This is a genomic window from Patescibacteria group bacterium (assembly GCA_041661505.1).
Classification (GTDB): domain Bacteria; phylum Patescibacteriota; class Patescibacteriia; order Patescibacteriales; family JBAZCA01; genus JBAZCA01.
On the sequence record JBAZUF010000001.1, the window covers coordinates 408,970 to 427,958 of the forward strand.

Here is an 18,989-nt window from a genome sequence, read left to right on the forward strand (position 1 = left end):
ATTCAAAAATTCAAATTTTTAGCTAACATTGGGTGAGATACGGGGATCGAACCCGTAACGCTAGCGCCACAAGCTAGTGTGATACCACTTCACCAATCTCACCATTTTACAATTTTTCTTTATGGTTATGTACTAAATGATGACAGTTTCTGCATAACCATACAAGATTTTGTATCGTATTATTTTTTCTATTACTGTCAATATGGTGGGCTTCTAAAACCCGTTTATCTTCTGTTCCGCATCTCTTGCATATCAACCGTACTTTACTTTTTATTAATAGACTCCTATAAATAAACGTGCCACCCTGCCATAGCGGATGATTTTCGCCGGAGTAATATACATTTCTCCATTTAGTTTGACAAGATTTGGAACAAAAAAACTTACCGCTTTTCGATCCGTTAAGATGCCTGGGCATTCTCCAAACTTCTTTTCCGCAAATTCCACAAATTACATATTTCCCCTTCCTGACTCCTAATGAACTGCATTTCCTGGAGCAGTATTTCCCCCATCCTAACTTTTGATGATTAGGCTTTGAGTAAAATTCTTTGTCGCAAATTTTACATTTAACTATTGGCATAATTAAATTATACCAAGCAGTAATAATAATGTAAAATGAACGAATTGTGGTCTGCTTCTATCAACTACCATCAAAATCAGAATATCAACCTCCTTATTACTTAAAACCAATCAGCGCCTGGTACGCCCAGTTGGAATCGGACCAACATATCCAGCTTAGAAGGCTGGTGTTCTATCCATTGAACTATGGGCGCCTAACAAAAGAAAAGGGCTTTAGCCCCGCTTGCCTAAAAGGCATCTTCTTACTTAATAATTTAATAAATTTTAGCCAATATGTCAACTTTATCGGCTGGCGCCCGAATAGCTTATAGCTCGGATTATACTCCAATCCTGGTAATTTATCGGCAACCTCCCGTAAACCTGGGCAAAGGTACTTAAAGCCGCCTGTTCCTTTAAAACATCCCTTTGGGGGCGGAGGCCGTAAGCCATGATAGTTATGGCGGCGTTATCGTAAGAGTCCAGCATGTTTGGCTGGCGGTGATAGATTTTAACAAAATCCGCTTTTACCGCCTCTTCGCGTTCCGGATTTCTTTGGGACGGCCAGCGGCCATTAGCGATTTTTCGCGCGTCTTCCCATTCGCTTTCGCTCTCCGGGTTTTTTCCAAAGGCGTCAAAATACGATTTTAAAATTTCTTCTTTTTCCGCCGCCGAAAAATTTTCCAAATAATCAACCTTCACTCCCAGCACCTCCCCTTTTTCTTCGCTCGCCTGGTCTTCATTCTTTTTCTCCTCATTAACGTTTTTATCAGCATTTTTTTCGCTATCATCCTTATCGTCTTTGACAAACTCTTCAATTTTTTCTTTATCCTTACCGCCTTCCTCTATTTTTTCTTCGTTCACGCTTTCTCCAGCCGGAATTTCATTTTTCACGCCCTCGACTTTGGAAAAATCATTCATTAAGGAATTCCAGTCTTTCCCTAAAGCCGCCGGAACCGCGTAGGCCGTCGCCCAGATCCTGGTATCTAACGGCGCGTCTTCTTTTTCCAACCCTCCGTCAGCCGCCTGCAAGGCTGCTAAAAAATCTTTCGGATCGCTCCCGTTTTTTGCCCAGCCACCAGCATCCTCGCCCAAAGCATTTATCGCCATCAAAACCCAGCTGGTAGAAAAACTGTTGCCAAACCCGCCGTCTTCTTTTTGGCTCGCAGCCAGATAGCTTTTTGCTTTGGCTATCGCTTCGCCTATTTTCGCGTCCTGGGAAAGCGGACGCAAGGCCTGGATGGCGGCCGCCGTCAGATCGACTCCGCCAAAACTGCCGCTTGCGTCTTGTCCTGACAAAATATAGTTTACGTCTTTGGCGATTATTTCATCGCCCGCGCCAAACCCGGCATTTTCCAAAACCAAGAGGGAGAAAATATCGTCATTATTATAATCCGGATCGCCGAACTGGACGCCGTCAAATTGGCTGGTTATTTTTTTTATGTAATCGATTTTTAACCCGTTGTAAGGATTAATATTTAGAGCCATTAAAGCCATGGCCCGCCGGACATAATCGGTTAAGCCAAAACCGCTATCCGACGCGCCCTGGTAATAGCTTTTTATTTTTTCTAAATTTTCTCCCGGTCCGTAAGCGCTAAAGGCGATCGCCGCCCAGTCGGTAATCATGGGACTCGCGAACGACCCATCCTCCTTTTGATTCTTCGCTAAAAATTCTATGGCTTTTCCCAGATCAAAAGCTTTTTCCAAGGGCAAAAAGTATCCCCCGCCGCCGTTAATTCCGCTGTTTATCGGAACAGCTTCAGGTACTGGTTCTTCGGCCGGTGCCTCATGCCCGCTAATTACTATGGCCGGGCTGTCTAAAAACCCCGGTTTTTTTCCGTAAACAGTTAAAGGAGTTGTTGTAGCGGCCGTAAATTTATAGCCTCCGTCGGCCGCTTCATTTTCCGCTCCGTCCACCAAAACCTTACTGCCCGCGGACGGACTCCAAACCGGATTCCAGTCCGCGTCCAAGCCAAACTGATAAACTTTTATCTCCACCTCACTGCCGACCGTCGGCGTTGTAGTGGAAGTTTCAATTTTTAAAGGGTTTGTATCATAAACAAGGAGCAAAGAATCATTTTCGCTTAATATCTGTTTGTTTAAAGCTAGCATGCCATAGTCCAGGTTTAAAAAATAGGACCAATAGATTCCGTTGCCGTCTTTATTGTTTTCATAAGTTCCGATTGAATTTAAAAAAGCGTCGCTGCCCCAATAGCTGAAATTATTCAAAAGCCCCGATTGCTCTATGGCGCACTTGGCGTTTAAGGTTTCGGTCTCCGCGTCCGGACTTTCTTTGCAGGGGGAAACGCTTATATCTCCATTAAACAAGCTCTCGCCCGCGGTTTCCATTCTTAAATGAATAGTGGCGGCGCTAACGCCAAACGGCGCGGCTAGGATAAGCGCGGCCAGGATAATAATTCCTGAATTTTTAAAACTGATTTTCTGCGTTTTCATACTTCCAGCTGATTACATCGCCGGGCTTTAATTCATACCCTGAAATTCCAACGTTAGCCGGCTTGTTGTTAATATAGTAAATCCAAAACTCTCCGGTTTTGGGATTATTTTTTATTCCATTTATTTCTTCAACAAAAAACCCGATTCCTGAATAATTTTTCCCGCTAAACGACAGCGCTCCCTTATTTTTCAGGCTGTCCATTAAATCATAAACCGTACTTCTGGGCAAAACCGAGGCGCCGAATTTTTCACTGCCAATATAAAGCGCGGCCGGATACATGTTTTCTGACTGGACAATCTCTACTTCCTTTTCGCGAGCGCCATCTCCGCCTGGCACAGTTTCATTTACAGCCGAAACAGATTGATTAACCGCCGCGGAACCCGTATCTGACCCAATTTTATTGCCCGCCACTTCCTTTTTTGGCAGATTATTCGATTTGTCAGAATCGGCCGAGGTCTTCTTCTCTATATAACCATTCAACCCCGGATTATCGGTTAATCCCAAACCATCTTCCGAAACACTGCCTTGAGGCTCTGCGCTTTCTTCGGCGGCCAGATTAGAATCGCCGCTTATTTTTTCCGAGACCGGCAGTTCTTTATTGGCGTCCGAATCCAGCCAGCCTGCATTTCCAATAAACGTTAAGGATAAAAAGACGAAAAAAGCCGCCAACACAATCATTCTAAATTTTTTGGAAAAATTTATCATACAAAAACCCGCCTTTCGAGCGGGTAAATAAATTCAACTGTTGTAAAGCCAAAGCTTGAACTAAAAAATAAACAAAGGCCTGAATTTATTTTCCTCTTTGCTCGAAGAGAAAATATTTATTTTAGGCCTTGGTGTTCTGGCTTTCCTTGTTCTTCGCCTAAATAGCGCGGAACAAAAATTACAGTTGCGGCACAGCGCCCGATTTTCACGGGACTTTCCCAAAGCTATGCACTAATTATATCTGATTAAAAGTGGCCAGTCAACAATTGCGCATCGCCTTAGTCTTTTAGACCCCCCCCCTTGCCCCTTGCTACTACCGTAAAAAAATAATATAATGAAAGCAGGCAAAACTTAAAAAAACTAACCCGGCAATAAAACTATGGCTAATCTTTTCAAAAAATTAGCGGGTCTCAATAACGCAATTGAAATAACCAACCTGGCCGAAGGAGAAACCGAAGCCGGGGAATGGGGCGAAGAAGGCGCCAAAGAAGACGGATGGCTGGGTGAAGAATTTGACGAGGGCCAGCTTTCGATTGATGTTTACCAGACTCCGGAAAATATCGTAGTAAAATCGACCATCGCCGGCGTAAAACCCCAGGATATTGACATTTCAATCAACAATGATATGCTGACCATCCGCGGACGGCGGGAAATGGGAGAAACTGTCCGGGAAGAAAATTACCTTTTCCGGGAATGCTACTGGGGCAATTTTTCCCGCTCGGTAATTTTGCCGGTGGAAGTAAAAGCGGAAAAAATCGAAGCTACTTTGGAAAACGGCATTCTTACCATTGTCTTGCCTAAGGCTAAGACTATGAAGCAGATTTCGGTTAAGGTGAAAGAAATATTATAATGAATTTTCGGATGGGGAAAATCCGCGATACGGGAAAATACCGGCTAATCTTAAAGGCATGAAAATAATTTTCATAATCGATCGCTTCGAGGGGGAAGAAGCCATTTTAAAAACCGAAGACGGAAAAGAGACGGTAGCCTTTCCCCGCCGCCTTCTGCCAGCGGCAAACGAGGGGGCGATGATCAATTTTGACTTAAAAACTTTGAAAGAAGCCGAGGAGGAAAAGAGAAAAAAGGCCAAAGACGTTTTAAATGAGATTTTAAATCTGGAAGAAGAAAGCCCTGACAATTAAGGCCGTCGGGCCGGAAAAAAGGGAAAGAAGCCTGTTTCAAAATCAATGCCGAGCTTATCCGCCAAATTCGACAGTTGGAAGCAGAACAGATTGCTTAGTTTAGCAGTCGTTTTTTTTATTGCTTTATTAGTTTTTTTGGGGATTCTATGCGCCGCTATTTTCATTTTTCAAAGCCAGTATAAAGGCAAGGCCTACCCCGGGGTTTACGCCGGCAATATTAATCTGGGCGGAAAAAACCAAAATGAGGTTAATTCCATCCTGGCAGAAAAATTTTCCGAGATTGATAAAAACGGCATTCTTTTTTATCGCGGAAACGGCCAAGTTATCGTTTACCCGGCATTGGCGGAAAGCGCCGATATTGCCGTTAACTTAATCAGTCTCGATCTTGACGCGACCTCAAAAAATATTTTCCAATACGGAAGAGGGGCAAGCTTCTTCTCCGGCCTTTTAGATATCTTAAACGCCGCGGTTTACGGGGAAAGAGTTTTTTTAGCCGTCGAAACTAATGATGAAAAGATAAAAGAGCTTTTGGAAAACGGCTTCACTCCCCTAGAAGTCCAGGCTAAAAGCGCCGGCCTTGAATACGCAAACGGGGCGTTCGCCGTTACCCGGGAGCAGTCCGGCCAGCTGGTAAATTATGACAAGGCTTTAAATTCTTTAAAAAGCAATTTAAGGCGGGCCAATTTCTCCCCGATTGAAGTCGAAATTAGCCAAGTTGCCAGTCCCGAAGTAAGCTATAGCGAAGTTTTGGAAAGCGACGCCATTAACCGCGCGGAAAGCATTATCGGCCTGGCGCCGCTGACTTTAACCTGCAAGGACAAAAAATGGCCAATCGCGAAAGAGGACTTGGCGGGCTTCCTTGCCTTGAAAAAGGATTATGCTTACTGCCAGGCCAATCCGGCGGAATGCGAAAATACAGCTTTAAGCAAGATTAAGGTTGGAATCGATGAAGATAAGTTCAGGGAATACCTGGAAAAAAACGTATCTCCGCAAATCGATATCGCGGCCCAGGATGCCAGGTTTAAAATCGAGAATGGCGCCGTTACCGAATTCCAGGGATCAAACGACGGACAAAAATTAGACCTGGAAAAAAGTCTGGCTAAAATAGAATTTGAGCTGGCTATCAAAAAAAATAATAAAGTCGAGCTGGCGGTCGAGGTTACCAAAAGCGGCTTAAGCCAAGAAAGCGTAAACGAATACGGGATAAAAGAAATTGTCGGAATCGGAGAATCGAATTTTGCCGGAAGTCCGACCAACCGGAGAAAAAATATCCGTACCGGCGCCAATAAGTTAAATGGAGTATTAATCCGCCCGGGCGAAGAATTCTCACTGCTTAAAGCTTTGGGCAAAATTGACGGCACTACCGGATATTTCACCGAGCTGGTAATCAAAGGCAACAAAACCATTCCCGAATACGGCGGCGGGCTGTGCCAAATCGGAACAACGGTTTTCCGCGCCGCTTTGGCTTCGGGCCTGCCGATTACCGCTCGCGCCAACCATTCTTACCGGGTCCAGTATTATGAGCCGGCCGGAACTGACGCGACGATTTATGATCCGGCGCCGGATTTAAAATTTTTAAATGACACGGGAAATTACATCCTTATCCAGTCCCGCATTGAAGGCAATTATTTATATTTTGATTTCTGGGGAGCTAAAGACGGCCGCCAAATTACGAAGACCAAGCCCGTTATCTACAACATTGTTAAACCCGCGCCCCAGAAAATCGTTGAAACCACCGACTTAAAGCCGGGCGAAAAAAAGTGCACGGAAAAAGCCCATAACGGCGCGGACGCCTATTTTGATTATAAAGTCATCTATCCTTCGGGCGAGGCAAAAGAAAAAAGATTTTCTTCCCATTATCGCCCCTGGCAGGCAGTCTGCCTTTTAGGGGTGGAAAAATTATCGGCCGAAGCAAATGTCCAGACTCCCGCCGTCCAGAGCACCGGCTCAAGTACTATCCAGACTCCCGCACCTGCCGTCCCTTCTTCCGGGGAAACCCCGCCAGTTCCAAGCCAATAAAAAAAGGCCGGATTAAGCGGGCAGGCAAGAAGTTTCCATCACCATTTCCCCAGTTAAAGAACCGGGTAAACGTGACGAGAAAATCCCCATGCTTGTCGTGCCTGGCCCGCTTAATACGGCCTTTGCACTATTAATTACACTATTTTACTATATATTTGTTTGCTATAATGCAATGTTTTCGCTATTGCCACGAGAACTTACCAATATAGCACACATATTTGGGGTTGTCAAGCGCAAGAGGAAAAATACTAATGTTTTCTTATATGAATCATAAAATTATTACCAGCCGGGAAAATCCGAAAATAAAAGAAATAATCAAGCTGAAATCAAGCCGCAAAGAGCGCGAAGCCAAGGCCTTGGCTGTCGCCGAAGGCTACCGGGAATTAAATTTAGCCTTGCAAGCTGAACATAATATCGATTCCCTCTTTTTTTGCCCCGAATTTTTAAAGGGCAGGCCAATATTTAATCTTCCACCAGACAAACTGATTGAGGTTTCGCCGTCGGTCTTTGAAAAAATTTCTTTTCGCGAAAATCCGGACGGCGTCCTGGCAATACTGCGCTTAACCCCTCCTTCATTAGCCGGCATTAAACTTTCAAAAAATCCACTGGTAATAGTTTTGGAAGCGGTAGAAAAGCCCGGCAACCTCGGGGCGATCCTGCGGACCGCCGACGCGGCCGGTGTCGACGCGGTTTTGATTTCTGATCCGAAGACCGATTTATATAATCCCAATGTCATTCGCGCGAGCCAGGGAACGATTTTTACTACGCGGGTCGCGGCTGGTTCGCGCGGCGAGATTCTTGCGTTCCTGGGATCCAAAGGCATTTCCCTCATAGCTACGACGCCGGGAGCAAAGAAACTTTACACCCAGATTGATTTAAAAAAACCGACCGCAATTTTAATGGGAACCGAAGACCGGGGCTTGTCAGACGCCTGGCTAAAAGCGGCCGATGAAAAAGTTAAAATCCCCATGTACGGAAAAATCGATTCATTGAATGTTTCCGTTTCCGCCGCCGTAATAGTCTATGAAGCTTTGCGCCAGCGAACGCGGGATTAAGCTTCTGCCTCCGCCATTAATTGACTAACAGCACTTTCTTTGTTAATATATTTTTGACCCGTAAAGGGATATTTTTATTTTTCAGAGGACATTAACCATAGCTTAAAATCATTAAGCTGGAGTTAAGTAAAGAAAAGTACTGGAAATCAGGATGTGGCAAAGAAAAAATAAAAACTACCTGGAGTGGTAGCTCAGTTGGTTGCCTGCCTGCCGGCAGGCAGGGAGCGCTGCCCTGTTATGTTCTATATTTATGCTCTGTTATTTGAATCAGGCAGAATATACGTCGGTATGACGTCTGATTTAGAAACCCGAATAAAAGATCATAAACGTGGAAAGACAAAATCCACAAAAAACAGAGGAAATTTCCAAGTCGCAATTCTTGGGGAAGCAGAAAACCGGACAAACGCACGCCAAAAAGAAAAGTACTGGAAATCAGGATGTGGCAAAGAAAAAATAAAAACTACCTGGAGTGGTAGCTCAGTTGGTTACCTGCCTGCCGGCAGGCAGGGAGCGCTGCCCTGTTATGTTCTATATTTATGCTCTGTTATTTGAATCAGGCAGAATATACGTCGGTATGACGTCTGATTTAGAAACCCGAATAAAAGATCATAAACGTGGAAAGACAAAATCCACAAAAAACAGAGGAAATTTCCAAGTCGCAATTCTTGGGGAAGCAGAAAACCGGACAAACGCACGCCAAAAAGAAAAGTACTGGAAATCAGGATGTGGCAAAGAAAAAATAAAAACTACCTGGAGTGGTAGCTCAGTTGGTTAGAGCGCTGCCCTGTCACGGCAGAGGTCGCGGGTTCGAGCCCCGTCCGCTCCGCAATAACTTTAAACAGGCTTGATGGCCTGTTTTTTGTTGTCATTGACTATAACGAACAAATATGGTAATCTAATCGGCTGGCCATTTTTATATCATAAACCTCAAACACAGGAGTTCCTCCCATGAGAGTGAAAGAATTTTTCGCAAGTTTGGGACTCATAATTGTTGGGATCGTAATTTTTCTGGCGATCCTTTTGACGGTCGCGGCCCAGCCTGCCGAGGAACCAGAACTGGTAGGCGGCAAGCCGGTAGCGAGTCTGGCCTGCAACGCAGGCAGACCTACATGAACCTTTAAATGATTAGCCTGGGCGTTGCCCGGGCCACACCCTTGCCGGAATTTTTATTCTTTCCGGCAAGGGTTGTTTTTTTATAACCGAAAAAATTACCAAATAGATGTAAGGCACACGCAAGTTGCGGGAAACGGACCCAAAAGTCCCTTACCGTACAAAGCGCCTTGCATCCTTTTTTTGTTGCCAAAATATTTAATAGCATTATAATTAAAACCATGAGAGTGCCAATTAGAAAACCAGGAAAATATACCCATCTAAAGCCAGACCCCCATCTGACCGAGGAAAAATATAATGAGCTCAAGTCAAAACTGGTTCGCATGTTAAAGTCGCGTCCGCCCCTGATTGAAGAAGTAAAATTCCATGCCCTAAACGGCGACTTCTCGGAAAACGCCGCTTACCAGATTGCCAAAGGGCGCCTCCGAGGCTTAAACCAGCGCATAATTGAGCTGGAAGACCATCTTAAACAGGCAATAATTATCAGCCCGAGAAATAACTTTCGGATTGAGGCCGGGCACAAGGTAACGGTTTTAGTCCGGGGGAAAGAAAAAATTTATAAAATCCTTGGCTCTTCCGAAACTGACCCGGACAAGGGAATAATCTCCCGCAATTCTCCGATAGGCTCGGCGCTCTTAGGCCGCAAGGCCGGCGACCGGGTAAAAGTGCGCTTAGCCGAAAAGGAAGTAATATATGAGATTTTAAAAATTGAATAAGGACGTTTCAAGACTAGACCATAAAAAAACAGGGCCAGTTCAAGGCTCTGTTTTTTTATTTTGCTGGAGTGGGCATATTATCATAAAAAGGGCATGCCAGCTTATTACCTCCGGCTCTTGACATTAATGTTAGAATAATATAACATATAAATAGTTAGAAATAATTAACCTTAAAAACCTATGACTCTTAAAAAATTCCGGGCGCTAAAAATTGTCGTGGCCGCCATCCTCTCCGCCTTAGTAGCCCAGGCGGTAATCATCAACAATTTTTATCTCGCGGCCGCGGGCGTATTAATCGCCATGGCCCTAATTTTGATAATGCGCCGCCAGGTAAAAGAAGTAGTGGCGGATGAGAGGGATTATGAGATTGCCGGCAAAGCGGCCCGCTGGTCATTAACCATCTTTTCCATCATTGGCTCAATAGCAGTTTTTGTTTTACTGGCCCTCCGGAGCGAAAACCCTATTTTTGAGGCCGTCGGTTCGGCCTTAGCCTATTCGATTTGCTCCCTGCTTCTTTTAAATGGTTTGATCTTTAGCTATTTAAATAAATCCTTTACCGGCGGACGGAAAACCCTATATTTTATCCTGGCCGCGGTTTTGATTTTAATCTTTACCGTTGCCGGGTTAAGGCTATTTTCCGGAGAAGACGGCTGGATCTGTGTAAACGGCCAATGGGTTGAGCACGGCCATCCAAGATCCCCGATGCCGGATTCGGTCTGTGGCAAAGCCAGCGGACAATAATCTTATGACTAATAGAATCAAGGAATTAAGGCAAAAATTCGGACTCACCCAGGAAGAACTGGCGAACATCGCCGGGGTCAGGCGGGAAACTATTATTTTTTTGGAACAAGGAAAATATAATCCTTCCTTAAAATTGGCGCATGACGTGGCGCGGGCGCTAAAGGCGAAAATTGATGACGTTTTTATATTCGGTAAATAAAAAAACGCCTTAATTAAGGCATTTATTTTCCAATAATTTTTCAGTTTTAATCTTTCTTCGCGAGCCCGTCAGCCGGGTTAAGCTTATAATAGTTGATGCCGACGTCATTAATCCATTTTTTTACGCTGGCCTTGTCAAATCCTCTGCAGCTATAGCCGCATTTCCAAACAACCATCCCGGCCGGGTTTTTTACGCCTTGCTTTATGAGCGAGTCAATCCGGTTGCCGACGACGCTTATCGCCTGGGCGGGAGAGTCAAAGCAGGAGTAGCCGCTTCTAGTCGGATTTTCCCGGCCGCGGTATCCCCAATAGTTATAGCAATCGACATTGTTGCTTTTTCTCGGCGCATGAAAGCCGAACTCGCTTTCTTTTAAGGCGATGCCGACTATATAAGCGGCGGTAGCCCGGTCTCTCTTAGCTATCTCATCGGTCATGGCCTCCATAGGAGTGCCTTTGATAATCAAAAGGACTTCCCTTTTTAATTTCTCGGCTCTTTTCTGTTCAGCTTCAGCCGCCGAAATTCGCCCGTCCTCGGTTGAATCGGCATCCTGGGGGTCAGAATCAAAAGTGCTGGCTAAAGCCACCTCTTTCTCGCCTTCTATCCCATTGGCGTCCGGAGACGGAGCGGCTGAAAACGGGGAAAAGAAAATAAAAAACGTAATACCGGCCAAAAGGTGGGTAAATAACAGATTAGTTCTCTTTAAGGATGGCTTGGGCGATGCGCTTATAATAGCGGCTTTATTTGATTTTCTGCGGTTTTTTAGCTTCTTTTTCTTAAGCCGTCTTTTGCGCTCGCTGTTAGTTATTCTTTTCATTTATTGGCTAATATTAGTCAATTAAAAAGAATAGCCTTTGGGGCTATCCCTAACTTGAAGTATCTTAGCAGATTTTAGAAAAAAATCAACCCTTGAGCAAGCGGCCGCCGCGGGGCGGCTATTCCCAACCGAATAAATAATAAAGCGCTCTTACCTCTTTGATCCGCTGTAGGCTATGGCGTGAATTATGTCCCAATCAAAAGAGGATTTTGGCTGGCGCCCATAGACGGCCATAAAAGTCTTTATCGAGCTGGCTTCGCTCCCCAGGTTTCTCTTGCCCGGCTTTGGCCCATAGGCGATTATCAAAACGGCGGCATCGTCGCTCAAATCGCCGGGCTTTGGATTCCTTTTATAAATTTTTTTAAATATTTTTTTGGCGGCAGACTCTTTGTAAGGGTCTTTTTTAATTTTTTCTCCCAATATAACCGCCGCCGGTTTTTCTGCGGCTATAAATTCCGGCTTTAGAAGCGGTTGATCGGCGCTATCTATGGCTTTACTCTTATTATTGCCGCTTGCTCCATCGGCAATATTCTCGCCTCTGGTTTTATCATCACCGCTTCCACTCCCGCCAGAACCTTCTCTTTCCCTGTCTGGACTTTGGGCCGGCCGGCCGCCTCCATTATAGGGTGAGGCTGGCAAAGACGGGGAAATAACAATGTCTGGCGGCGGGAGCGTGGTAAACGCCTGAATTGAGCTCGTCGCGATATCACCGTATTCATCAACCGATTCAACGAAAAAATAATAAGTCGTGCTCGCGGACAAATTCGCGAGCAGGCTGTTGTGGCTGACAGTTAGCTGGCCGTCAAAAACCGAATTGTCAAAATCTATAGTCGAAGTTGCATAGGCGACTTTGCTTTTGGCCGGCTTGTCAGTAAGCCAGGCAACGATTGCCGAGTCCGCGGTAGTTGACGCGATTTGGATATTGGAAATTACGGGAGGGGCTAAGCTTTCTAAGGCGCTTAATGCGTTTATTCTTTTGCCGGTAACAATTTTTCCGTCAAGCGGCGGCAAAGAATCGCCGGTTTCTAAAATTAAATCCTTAACCTTGTCCGCGTCCAATCCGGGCTTATAACCCCAAATCAAAGCCGCTAGGCCGGCCGCCTGCGGAGCGGCCGTAGAAGTCCCCTGCATAAAACCGTATTGTTCATCCGATCCGTCGGAAAAAAATTCTTTGATTATTTTAATGTTATCGATATAGCAGCCCCCATAATCATTATCCTGCCCGTCGGAAACCCAGCGGAAGCGGAATCTAAAATTGGAAGTTAAAAATCCAGCCGGAAGGATCGCGTCTTTAAAATGGTAGGCGGCGCTCCCGGCTGGATCCGGAGGCGATTCGGAATTTAGGATGTCCAGGGTCGGTTCGTCGAATTTGCTTCCAAAAGACGGAATAAGGTTAAACTCCTGGAAAGTAGCGCCGTCAGAACTAATTTCTAAAGCCATGTAATCGGTCCAGCGGTCAGTCCGGTACTCCGTATCGCAAGCCGCCCAAAAATCAATTTTGGCTCCGGCGGCGCCGTTTAAATCAATTACCGGCGAGGAAGCAAAGTAATTTGAATCGCCGTCATATGGATTTTGCCGCAAGTCTCCGAATAAAACAAAGTCTGTAGAACTCGCTATATCATAGATTCCCATATTTCCGCCCGCCTCCCAGCCGCCGGGCAAATTGGGCGGATTAGCGGTTTGAAAATCTTCCGAAAACGGCGTGGTAGAGGCCGACCCGGCGATGGTGCTAAAAATATTTTTTCCCGGCGCGGCGACGTCAACCGAAAGATTGCCATAGTCGGAAAACGAAGCCAGGCTGTCATCCTGGCCAGTCGCCGCGACAACGATGACGTTTTTTAATCCCGGCCCGGCCGATGAATCGACTCGGAACCCGGCCGGGTAAATCATTGAGCCGAAGTCGCCTGAATCATGGTTTTGGGCTTGGTTTCCCGCGGCAACGACAAAAATTCCCGGGAAATCCGCGATGGCATCGTACAAAAACTGGTCCAGGCAATCGTGCGTATAGGCTCCGTTTTGGAAATCGTCGCCCCAGCTGGCATTAATAATTTTCGCGTTATTTTGTTTGGCAAAATGGATGGCTTTGACAATTTCGGCCGTGGTAAAGGAAGTTTTTAGGGCCATAATCTTTGCACGGGGAGCGACGCCGGTTATGCCTTTGGCGTTATTCTTCGCGGCGGCGATAATTCCGGCGATATGGGTGCCGTGGAAACTTCCGGTTGGAATCGGCGTTCGGTCATTATCTTCAAAATCATAGCCGTGGCTGCATCCGCCTAACGCATTACCGTTCTCGTCCGCGCAGCCAGTCCCGTCCCACATGCTGGCCGCCAGATCCGGATGATTATAAGCAACTCCGGTATCAATTACCGCGACGACTGCTTCGCCGTTTTGTCCTTCGCTAATTTTCCAGGCTTCATTAGCCTTAATATCCGCGCCATCGATTCCTGAAATTCCGCCGACGTTTTGCCCGAAGTTCTCTATGGCCCAAAGATAATCTTTATAAGGGTCGTTGGAATCGATTGAAAGCGGATGATATCGGTAGTTGGGCTGGGCCAGCTCAATATTCGGATCTTTTTTTAATTCCGCTACTTTTTCTTCGACAGACTTACTATCTTTAATCTTCAAAACTTCGCTGTTTTCTTCAGCCAAGTCCCCGTTTCGAGCAAGGAATTTTCCCCCGGCCAAATCCGAAGCCGCGGTTTGGCCCGAAGGAGTGTCCAAATCAATTTTACTTTCTTTATATTTAACCAGCACTTCCCCTTCGATATAATTTTTGCTTTCAGAAGGGGCGGCGGCCAGAGAAAAATCGCCCCCAAACAGAAAAACGGCGGCTAAAAAAATTATCGCCCAATTTTTTTTCAGACTGTAATTTTTTTCGGCGTCCATGGGTTTCGTCTTATGGAAATAAAGCCCGCGGATTGGTATAATTCATTACTAAATTATCGCCCAAAATAATTAATTTTTAATTAAGGACGGGCTGGAAAATATAAAAAAATCTATTAAATCTTGGCACTTTTTTGCATTTTTTTCGGCTTTACTGCTATAATAAAACGGTGTAGAAATTTACTTGAAAGCTCATGCTTCTTACCTTATCGCAAATCACCGCCAGCATAATCCAGTACAGGTACATGCTGCTTTTTCCGATTTCAATTTTTGAGGGCCCGATCATAACCGTAATTACCGGGAGCCTTACCGCTATCGGAATAATGGATTTTTGGGCGGCTTATGCCATTTTATCCTTAGGCGACATTGTCGGCGACGCGGTTTATTATGCCTTGGGTTTTTACGGCAAAGCCCAGATCATAAAACGCTTTGGGAAATTGCTAAGATTTGACATCAGCCAGGTAGAAAGCCTGGAGAAGCATTTTGAAGACCACGGCGGAAAAACCCTTCTGGCCGGAAAAATTTCCCATGGGATCGGCGGAGTATTCTTAGTCGCGGCCGGCGCGGCTAAAATGAATTTTTGGAAATTTATCGGCTACAATATCCTCGGCACCCTGCCGAAAACTTTATTCCTATTATTAATCGGCTATTATTTCGGCAGGGCCATATCCCGGGTAAGATCGGCCATGGACTATTTTGCCGTTTTCGCCGGTATTGCCTTTATTGCCGCCATCCTCCTTTACCTTTACCGGTCGAAAAAATTCTGGCCGCGCCTATAGGCCTCTGAAAAATTTATGAATCAGGATGAATTAGTAAAAAAATCAATCGAAACGGGAAAAGGGGAAATATTTTATTTTACCAACAGCCGCCACCCGGGACGGCCGACTGTAGTATTTTTGCATGGCCTGTCTTCCAATCACCGGACTTGGGTTCCGGCGGCGCTCGCCTTGGACAATGAAAAATTCAACAGCCTCTTAATCGATATCCGCGGGCACGGCCATTCTGATAAAAGAAAAAGGAAATCGCTTTATAACTTCGAAAATTTAAGCCGGGATTTGGACTTAATTCTAAAAAAAGAGGGGCTAGCTAGAATAATTTTAGCCGGCTATTCTTTCGGCGGTTCTATCTCTCTTGATTTCGCTTTGCGCCACCCGGACATGGTATCCGGGATTATACTTGTAAGCGCCAATCACGCCGGGCCGCTGAAATTCATCGGACCCAGCTGGGCTTCTCCTTTGGCCGATTTGATTACTAATATTTTAGCCTGGCTCTTAATTTGGCAAAGTCGCAGAAAATATCTTTATTACGAGCCCTGGAAGGGAAAAAGCTATTGGGATACGGTCTGGAAAGGCTTTAAAACCATGCCTCTGTCGGTCAACCTCTGGCTCGTATCCCACATGATTAACTTAAATTTAAGGAGTTTAATTAAGGAAATAAAAGCGCCGGTTTGGATAATCCATTCAAGCTACGACCCCTTTCTCACTAAAAAGGAATTAAAAGAAATAAAAGAAGCGATTCCTAAAGTAAAAATTTTTACCCTGGATAATCCCAGCCATTTTATCGCCACCGACATGCAGGAGGAAGTGGCGGAAATTATTTTAAGGTTCTTAAAAGAAAACTTCGTATCATAAATTTAAAATTGCGAGACTTGCCAGCCAAAATTATGAAAATAGCGATTTTTAGCGATACATATTTTCCCCAGGTAAACGGCGTTGCTTCTGTCGCCCGGCAGACTGCCGTTAATTTGAGCGAGGCCGGCCATGAGGTCGCGGTTTTTACGGTTTCGCAGGAGCCGGAAGCGGAATTGAACAGAAAATTAGGCAACCGGTTTAAAGTCATCCTTCTTCCCTCCCTTCCTTTCTGGGCTTACAGCGACTACCGGATAACTTTGCCAGCGAGCTTTTCCTTAAAAAAAGTGAAAAAATTCCAGCCGGACATTATCCATGTCCAGACGCCCTTCGGGGCCGGATGGGAAGGGGTGCTTTGCTCTAAGCTGTTAAAAGTTCCCCTAGTCGGCACCCATCACACCTTCTACGATTACTATCTAAAGCACATTAAGCTGGATTATAAAATTCCGAAAAAACTTTCCTGGAAGTATACCGCCGGTTTTTACAACCGCTGTGATCTTGTTTTAAACCCTTCCCGCGTCTTAAACGACCAGTTGAAAGAAAACGGCTTAACCAAGCCTTCCTTAGTTTTACCCAATCCGATTGATACGGTTTTTTTCAAGCCGGCCGCAACTGAAGAAGAAAAAAAATCAGTTAAAAAGGAGTTTGGCGTTGGCGGGCGAGTGGTTTCCTATATGGGCCGGGTGAGTTATGAAAAAAGCATCGATCAGGCTATCAAGGCTTTTTCTATTGCGTCAGGAAAATTGGAGGATGCGAAAATGATGATAATCGGCGACGGGCCGGAAAGGGAAAATCTGGAACGGTTAGTCAAGAAGCTTAAGCTGGGTGATAAAGTAATCTTTACCAGTTATCTTTTTGGAGGCCAGCTATTAAAAGCCCTGCAAGCCGCCGACGTTTTTATAACCGCGTCGAAAAGCGAAAACCAGCCAGTATCGGTTTTGGAAGCTATGGCCTGCGGCCTGCCGATAGTCGCGGTTTCCGCCGAAGGCCTGCCGGAAATTGTTAATGACGGCAAAAACGGGTTTTTAGCCAAGCCCGATAAACCGGAGGAAATGGCGGAAAAAATTATTTTAATAATGAGGGACTCGAAACTTAAAAATAAATTTTCCCAAAACTCGAGAGAAATCGCGCTTCGTTTTTCCAATAAAATAATAACGGAAAAATTAATCGGGCATTATTCTTCTTTATTAGCATAATTATATCTGATGATATAATTTCATTCACCAGGAAGCGGCTTGGCAAGTCTAGCCATTCCCTGGCTCAAATCAATTATGAAAATTTGCCTTTACCTCGAGTTTAAAAATTTTTTGGGCGGCCTTTTTTACAAAAAAATCGGCACCGGGCTTTTGTCTTCCTATAAAAATCAGGAAGACATGCTAAAGCATCTCGCGATCCCTTTTAGTGGCCGCTGGGATCCGTCTTGCGATATTCTGCAGATTAACACCCCCTGGTTTAAATCCATATATCTAATGAAAAGGGCAAAAAAGCTCAATAAAAAAATCATAGTCTGGGCGCATGTATCTCCCGAAGACGCCAAGCACGTTTTTAGAATCAACCGCTTTATCTACCCGGCAATAAAAAAATATCTCGTTTACGCCTACAATCTCGCCGACGTAATCCTTTGCCCTTCAGAATATACCAAAAAACTGATGATTGCCCACGGCTTGCCCGAAAAAAAGTTAATCGTCCAGTCAAACGGCGTTGATTTGGCCAAATTTTATAAAAGTGAAGAAAAAAGAAAAGCCGGCCGGCAGTTATTCGGGCTGGATGGGCGGCTGGCTGTCGGTACGGTCGGGCTGATAATTCCGAGAAAAGGCACGGACACCTTTTTAAAACTGGCCGAAGGCTTTAAGGAAAATAAATTTATCTGGATTGGAAAAAAATATAACCGCCTGATGGTAAAATCCCTTCCGGGCGAACTGCCCGCTAACGTAAATTTTACCGGCTTTATCGACGATATTTTGGCGGGCTTTAACGCGCTGGACATTTTCCTTTTCCCCTCTTATGAAGAAAACGAGGGGATGGTTATTTTGGAGGCGGCGGCTTTAGGCTTGCCGATTTTGGTCCGCGACATCCCGGTTTACGAGGGCTGGCTCAAGCACGGAGAAAATTGCCTTAAGGCTAAAAACGACAATGAGTTCTCTAAATATCTAAACGAGCTTCTTCGCGATGAGGATTTGAGAAAAAAATTGGGGATTGGCGCCTTGGCACTGGCCCAATCCAAAAGCAAATCCGTCTTAGCGCTAAAGCTAAAAGAAGTCTATGACTTACTTTTAAAAAAATAACTTTGTATCTTTTCGGGTTCTACGCGAAGCACTAAGGAAAATCTTATCAATTACCAAAAAAGCCGGAGGGGATCCGGCTTTTAACTAATTAGTGTTCACGTTTAAGCTACTGGCTTTCTTTCTGCCATTCGGCATTATCCACTTTCCATCCGTTGCCAACGCGGACTATCGTCAGAAGCAAGCCTTGGCTAAATTTCCGGTCGCCTCCATCTTTTTTTTCTATCCGCTCAGTAGTTAGCATAAGCAAATCCATGCCAGCTTTATCGTCTAATGAGATCACTTGCTGGGACAAAATCCCGGTAGTAGTAATCTGGACAACAGGGGTCTTTGACCGGCTAAGCGTTTTCTCTTTTTGCGCTTCCCTTTTTTTCATTTCCTCCGTCATTTTTGGACCTAGCTCTTTTAGGGAGGCATTGCCATAAACTGAAGCGAATGAACTGGCGAGCTCTCCGGCTACTGGGTCAAGCTCTTGAATATCTATATCTTCCGGCAACTGGTCAGCCGGTATTGCAGAGCCGGCTTTGGCTGACTCGTCATTTGCATTTACTGAATCCGCCGGCTTGATTGAATTTAACTTCCCTGCATTAGACAGTTTAATCAGATAAAACGACATCCCAAAAGCCGACACTCCCAGTATCAGATTAAATATCAGAAGTAAAACAATAATTTTTTCTTTGTTTATCAT

Annotated in this window: 18 protein-coding genes, 3 tRNA genes and 1 riboswitch; of the genes, 14 read left to right on the plus strand and 7 right to left on the minus strand. The window is 45.0% G+C overall.

Annotation, left to right across the window (positions count from 1 at the left end; genetic code table 11):
• Positions 1-31: 31 nt before the first annotated feature.
• From WC715_02090 to WC715_02105, 4 genes are all read right to left on the minus strand, one after another.
• Positions 32-102, minus strand: a tRNA-His gene (locus tag WC715_02090).
• A gap of 593 nt (positions 103-695) precedes the next feature.
• Positions 696-770: transfer RNA gene (locus WC715_02095), tRNA-Arg, on the minus strand.
• An 88-nt stretch (positions 771-858) separates the two neighbouring features.
• Entirely contained in the window at positions 859-3,006 is a 2,148-nt protein-coding gene (locus tag WC715_02100) for a prenyltransferase/squalene oxidase repeat-containing protein (GenBank protein ID MFA6171233.1), read from the minus strand.
• The gene (locus tag WC715_02105) at positions 2,981-3,712 is read right to left on the minus strand and encodes a DUF4430 domain-containing protein (protein MFA6171234.1); all 732 of its coding nucleotides are present in this window, start codon (positions 3,710-3,712) and stop codon (positions 2,981-2,983) included. The genes WC715_02100 and WC715_02105 overlap by 26 nt, the downstream gene beginning before the upstream one ends.
• A gap of 82 nt (positions 3,713-3,794) precedes the next feature.
• A riboswitch (adenosylcobalamin (AdoCbl) riboswitch) is annotated at positions 3,795-3,959 on the minus strand.
• A 132-nt stretch (positions 3,960-4,091) separates the two neighbouring features.
• On the opposite strand from WC715_02105, the gene WC715_02110 reads away from it, so the two are divergent.
• The 10 genes from WC715_02110 (at position 4,092) to WC715_02155 (ending at position 10,694) form a co-directional block, all read left to right on the plus strand.
• Positions 4,092-4,562 (plus strand): Hsp20/alpha crystallin family protein, encoded by a 471-nt coding sequence (locus tag WC715_02110; GenBank protein ID MFA6171235.1) that lies wholly within the window; start codon positions 4,092-4,094, stop codon positions 4,560-4,562.
• A gap of 58 nt (positions 4,563-4,620) precedes the next feature.
• A complete protein-coding gene (locus WC715_02115) occupies positions 4,621-4,854 on the plus strand; it encodes a DUF3006 family protein (protein MFA6171236.1) in 234 nt (77 codons plus the stop codon).
• A 45-nt stretch (positions 4,855-4,899) separates the two neighbouring features.
• The gene (locus WC715_02120; GenBank protein MFA6171237.1) at positions 4,900-6,873 is read left to right on the plus strand and encodes a VanW family protein; all 1,974 of its coding nucleotides are present in this window, start codon (positions 4,900-4,902) and stop codon (positions 6,871-6,873) included.
• 263 nt (positions 6,874-7,136) lie between these two features.
• The gene (locus tag WC715_02125; GenBank protein ID MFA6171238.1) at positions 7,137-7,928 is read left to right on the plus strand and encodes an RNA methyltransferase; all 792 of its coding nucleotides are present in this window, start codon (positions 7,137-7,139) and stop codon (positions 7,926-7,928) included.
• Between the two features lie 237 nt (positions 7,929-8,165).
• Positions 8,166-8,480, plus strand: coding sequence for a GIY-YIG nuclease family protein (locus tag WC715_02130; GenBank protein ID MFA6171239.1), 315 nt, complete (start codon positions 8,166-8,168; stop codon positions 8,478-8,480).
• Positions 8,452-8,703 carry a GIY-YIG nuclease family protein gene (locus WC715_02135; GenBank protein MFA6171240.1) on the plus strand — a complete coding sequence of 84 codons (252 nt, stop codon included), beginning with the start codon at positions 8,452-8,454 and terminating at the stop codon, positions 8,701-8,703. The genes WC715_02130 and WC715_02135 overlap by 29 nt, the downstream gene beginning before the upstream one ends.
• Positions 8,681-8,754 (plus strand) — tRNA-Asp (locus WC715_02140). Before WC715_02135 ends, WC715_02140 begins: the two co-directional genes overlap by 23 nt.
• 505 nt (positions 8,755-9,259) lie before the next feature.
• The gene (locus tag WC715_02145; GenBank protein MFA6171241.1) at positions 9,260-9,754 is read left to right on the plus strand and encodes a GreA/GreB family elongation factor; all 495 of its coding nucleotides are present in this window, start codon (positions 9,260-9,262) and stop codon (positions 9,752-9,754) included.
• A 180-nt stretch (positions 9,755-9,934) separates the two neighbouring features.
• Complete coding sequence (locus WC715_02150) at positions 9,935-10,495, plus strand: DUF2178 domain-containing protein (GenBank protein ID MFA6171242.1); 561 nt, start codon at positions 9,935-9,937, stop codon at positions 10,493-10,495.
• Positions 10,496-10,499: 4 nt separating this feature from the next.
• A complete protein-coding gene (locus WC715_02155; protein MFA6171243.1) occupies positions 10,500-10,694 on the plus strand; it encodes a helix-turn-helix transcriptional regulator in 195 nt (64 codons plus the stop codon).
• A gap of 46 nt (positions 10,695-10,740) precedes the next feature.
• On the opposite strand, the gene WC715_02160 is transcribed toward WC715_02155, so the two are convergent.
• Positions 10,741-11,508: a hypothetical protein gene (locus tag WC715_02160; GenBank protein MFA6171244.1), complete on the minus strand. Its 768-nt coding sequence runs from the start codon at positions 11,506-11,508 to the stop codon at positions 10,741-10,743.
• A 150-nt stretch (positions 11,509-11,658) separates the two neighbouring features.
• Positions 11,659-14,394, minus strand: a complete 2,736-nt coding sequence (locus WC715_02165) for a S8 family serine peptidase (protein MFA6171245.1) — start codon at positions 14,392-14,394, stop codon at positions 11,659-11,661.
• A 191-nt stretch (positions 14,395-14,585) separates the two neighbouring features.
• On the opposite strand from WC715_02165, the gene WC715_02170 reads away from it, so the two are divergent.
• From WC715_02170 to WC715_02185, 4 genes are all read left to right on the plus strand, one after another.
• Positions 14,586-15,170 (plus strand): DedA family protein, encoded by a 585-nt coding sequence (locus WC715_02170; protein MFA6171246.1) that lies wholly within the window; start codon positions 14,586-14,588, stop codon positions 15,168-15,170.
• 15 nt (positions 15,171-15,185) lie between these two features.
• Positions 15,186-16,022: an alpha/beta hydrolase gene (locus tag WC715_02175; protein MFA6171247.1), complete on the plus strand. Its 837-nt coding sequence runs from the start codon at positions 15,186-15,188 to the stop codon at positions 16,020-16,022.
• A gap of 32 nt (positions 16,023-16,054) precedes the next feature.
• Complete coding sequence (locus WC715_02180) at positions 16,055-17,215, plus strand: glycosyltransferase (GenBank protein ID MFA6171248.1); 1,161 nt, start codon at positions 16,055-16,057, stop codon at positions 17,213-17,215.
• A gap of 75 nt (positions 17,216-17,290) precedes the next feature.
• Positions 17,291-18,304 (plus strand): glycosyltransferase family 4 protein, encoded by a 1,014-nt coding sequence (locus WC715_02185; GenBank protein ID MFA6171249.1) that lies wholly within the window; start codon positions 17,291-17,293, stop codon positions 18,302-18,304.
• A gap of 106 nt (positions 18,305-18,410) precedes the next feature.
• On the opposite strand, the gene WC715_02190 is transcribed toward WC715_02185, so the two are convergent.
• Entirely contained in the window at positions 18,411-18,989 is a 579-nt protein-coding gene (locus tag WC715_02190) for a hypothetical protein (GenBank protein MFA6171250.1), read from the minus strand.

Bases quoted from the DNA above. Each gene is read 5' to 3' on its own strand.
- WC715_02100 (MFA6171233.1), bottom strand. From the start codon at position 3,006: ATGAAAACGCAGAAAATCAGTTTTAAAAATTCAGGAATTATTATCCTG.
- WC715_02105 (MFA6171234.1), bottom strand. From the start codon at position 3,712: ATGATAAATTTTTCCAAAAAATTTAGAATGATTGTGTTGGCGGCTTTT.
- WC715_02110 (MFA6171235.1), top strand. From the start codon at position 4,092: ATGGCTAATCTTTTCAAAAAATTAGCGGGTCTCAATAACGCAATTGAA.
- WC715_02115 (MFA6171236.1), top strand. From the start codon at position 4,621: ATGAAAATAATTTTCATAATCGATCGCTTCGAGGGGGAAGAAGCCATT.
- WC715_02120 (MFA6171237.1), top strand. From the start codon at position 4,900: ATGCCGAGCTTATCCGCCAAATTCGACAGTTGGAAGCAGAACAGATTG.
- WC715_02125 (MFA6171238.1), top strand. From the start codon at position 7,137: ATGAATCATAAAATTATTACCAGCCGGGAAAATCCGAAAATAAAAGAA.
- WC715_02130 (MFA6171239.1), top strand. From the start codon at position 8,166: ATGTTCTATATTTATGCTCTGTTATTTGAATCAGGCAGAATATACGTC.
- WC715_02135 (MFA6171240.1), top strand. From the start codon at position 8,452: ATGTTCTATATTTATGCTCTGTTATTTGAATCAGGCAGAATATACGTC.
- WC715_02145 (MFA6171241.1), top strand. From the start codon at position 9,260: ATGAGAGTGCCAATTAGAAAACCAGGAAAATATACCCATCTAAAGCCA.
- WC715_02150 (MFA6171242.1), top strand. From the start codon at position 9,935: ATGACTCTTAAAAAATTCCGGGCGCTAAAAATTGTCGTGGCCGCCATC.
- WC715_02155 (MFA6171243.1), top strand. From the start codon at position 10,500: ATGACTAATAGAATCAAGGAATTAAGGCAAAAATTCGGACTCACCCAG.
- WC715_02160 (MFA6171244.1), bottom strand. From the start codon at position 11,508: ATGAAAAGAATAACTAACAGCGAGCGCAAAAGACGGCTTAAGAAAAAG.
- WC715_02165 (MFA6171245.1), bottom strand. From the start codon at position 14,394: ATGGACGCCGAAAAAAATTACAGTCTGAAAAAAAATTGGGCGATAATT.
- WC715_02170 (MFA6171246.1), top strand. From the start codon at position 14,586: ATGCTTCTTACCTTATCGCAAATCACCGCCAGCATAATCCAGTACAGG.
- WC715_02175 (MFA6171247.1), top strand. From the start codon at position 15,186: ATGAATCAGGATGAATTAGTAAAAAAATCAATCGAAACGGGAAAAGGG.
- WC715_02180 (MFA6171248.1), top strand. From the start codon at position 16,055: ATGAAAATAGCGATTTTTAGCGATACATATTTTCCCCAGGTAAACGGC.
- WC715_02185 (MFA6171249.1), top strand. From the start codon at position 17,291: ATGAAAATTTGCCTTTACCTCGAGTTTAAAAATTTTTTGGGCGGCCTT.
- WC715_02190 (MFA6171250.1), bottom strand. From the start codon at position 18,989: ATGATAAACAAAGAAAAAATTATTGTTTTACTTCTGATATTTAATCTG.